At 41.9% G+C, this 2,101-nt stretch carries 1 protein-coding gene; it reads left to right on the top strand.

From position 1 onward, the window contains the following. A partial coding sequence (locus tag WBN20_RS01855; RefSeq protein ID WP_424280501.1) for a V-type H(+)-translocating pyrophosphatase occupies positions 1-2,088 on the top strand: 2,088 nt, incomplete at its 5' end. Positions 2,089-2,101: the final 13 nt, after the last annotated feature.

Below are 2,101 nucleotides of genomic sequence, written 5' to 3' on the forward strand. Positions count from 1 at the left end.
AGGCGGGTAGCAACCAAGGCTAATGTTAGGACTACACAAGCAGCCAGAACTTCCCTTGGGAAAGCCCTGGAAGTAGCTTTTGCAGGTGGTTCTGTAATGGGATTAGGTGTTGTAGGTCTTGGTGTTCTTGGATTGAGTGGGTTGTTTATGATTTACCAGATGATTTGGCCGGGAGCTGAAAATATTCCGATGGTACTAAATGTACTTTCCGGATTCTCCCTGGGAGCATCATCTATTGCATTATTTGCTCGTGTTGGCGGGGGTATTTATACCAAGGCGGCGGATGTTGGAGCGGATTTGGTTGGTAAAGTTGAAGCCGGTATTCCGGAAGATCATCCTTTAAACCCGGCAACCATTGCAGATAACGTTGGTGATAATGTTGGGGATGTTGCAGGTATGGGGGCCGATTTATTTGAATCGTTCGTTGGTTCTATAATTGGTACTATGGTTCTGGGAGCTTTTATTTTCACTCCTGAATTTGGAGGATTAGGAGCAGTGTATTTACCATTGGTATTGGCTGCAGTTGGTATTGTAATGTCTATTATAGGTACGTTTTTTGTTAAGGTAAAAGATGGCGGAAGCCCGCATAAAGCATTAAACTTAGGCGAATTCGGGTCTGGAGGATTAATGATAATCGCTTCCTATTTTATAATAACAGGTATGTTGCCTGAAAGTATTGAAGGATTGCCCTCTGGAGCATTAGGTGTTTTCTTTGCAACCCTTGCCGGTTTAATTGCAGGTTTTGGTGTTGGTAAAATAACAGAGTATTATACAGGTACAGGAACAAAACCGGTTAAATCTATAGTAAGGCAATCCGATACAGGAGCCGCTACTAACATTATTGCGGGTCTGGGTGTTGGCATGATGTCTACAGCAGTCCCAATCTTGTTAATAGCTGCAGCTATTTTAATTTCACATCATTTTGCAGGTTTATATGGAATTGCAATTGCAGCGGTTGGAATGCTCGCAAACACGGGTATTCAGCTGGCGGTTGATGCTTATGGTCCTATTTCTGACAATGCTGGCGGTATTGCCGAAATGGCCGAATTGCCAAAGGAAGTTCGGGAGCGTACAGATAAATTAGATGAAGTAGGGAATACGACAGCAGCTATTGGGAAGGGTTTTGCAATTGCCTCTGCAGCATTAACAGCATTGGCATTATTTGCAGCTTTTATGAAAGTGGCCAATGTTACTGCAATAGACGTTTCCAGACCTGATATTATGGCCGGTTTATTAGTGGGGGGGATGCTTCCTTTTGTGTTCTCCGCTTTATCAATGAATGCAGTAGGTCGGGCCGCAATGGCAATGATAGAAGAAGTTCGCAGACAATTTAGAGATATACCACAATTACATGCCGCATTGAAAGTAATGCGAAAGTATGACTCAGATATGTCTAAGGCAACTGCTGAGGATAGAAAAATATTTGATGCTGCAGATGGGTATGCCGAATATGATAAGTGTGTTGACATATCAACAAAAGCTTCTATTAAGGAAATGGTATTTCCGGGATTATTGGCTATAGCAGTGCCTGTGGCAGTTGGGTTTATCGGCGGTGCAGAAATGCTAGGAGGCCTTTTAGCAGGTGTAACTACTTGTGGTGTACTTATGGCCATATTTCAATCTAATGCCGGTGGTGCATGGGATAATGCAAAAAAAATGATTGAAGCCGATGGCGGTAAAGGCACAGATGCTCATAAAGCAGCTGTAGTAGGAGATACTGTTGGAGATCCTTTTAAGGATACATCAGGACCTTCATTGAACATCCTTTTAAAACTTATGTCTGTTGTAGCTTTGGTGATAGCACCGAGTATTGCAATCTCCTCAGATACTTTAACAGCTTATGCCGAACAAAAAGCAATTACAGAGGTCAAAAAGGAAGTACATGTTGATATGCAAAAGGATGATGATGGTCTTGTAAAAGCAATTGTTACGATAACTACTTTGGAAAACGGTACTGATGATACCCGTGAGCTTATTTTTGAAGGTAGCGAGGAAGAAGTAAATGCGCAGATAGAGTCATTAAATGAAACCGATAAAAATGCTAAAATCCGCATAGAAAAGGTTGTAAAAGAAGGCTCAGAAGAATAGGGAACTATTTATG

The organism is Eudoraea sp., from assembly GCF_049665975.1.
Classification (GTDB): Bacteria; Bacteroidota; Bacteroidia; order Flavobacteriales; family Flavobacteriaceae; genus Eudoraea.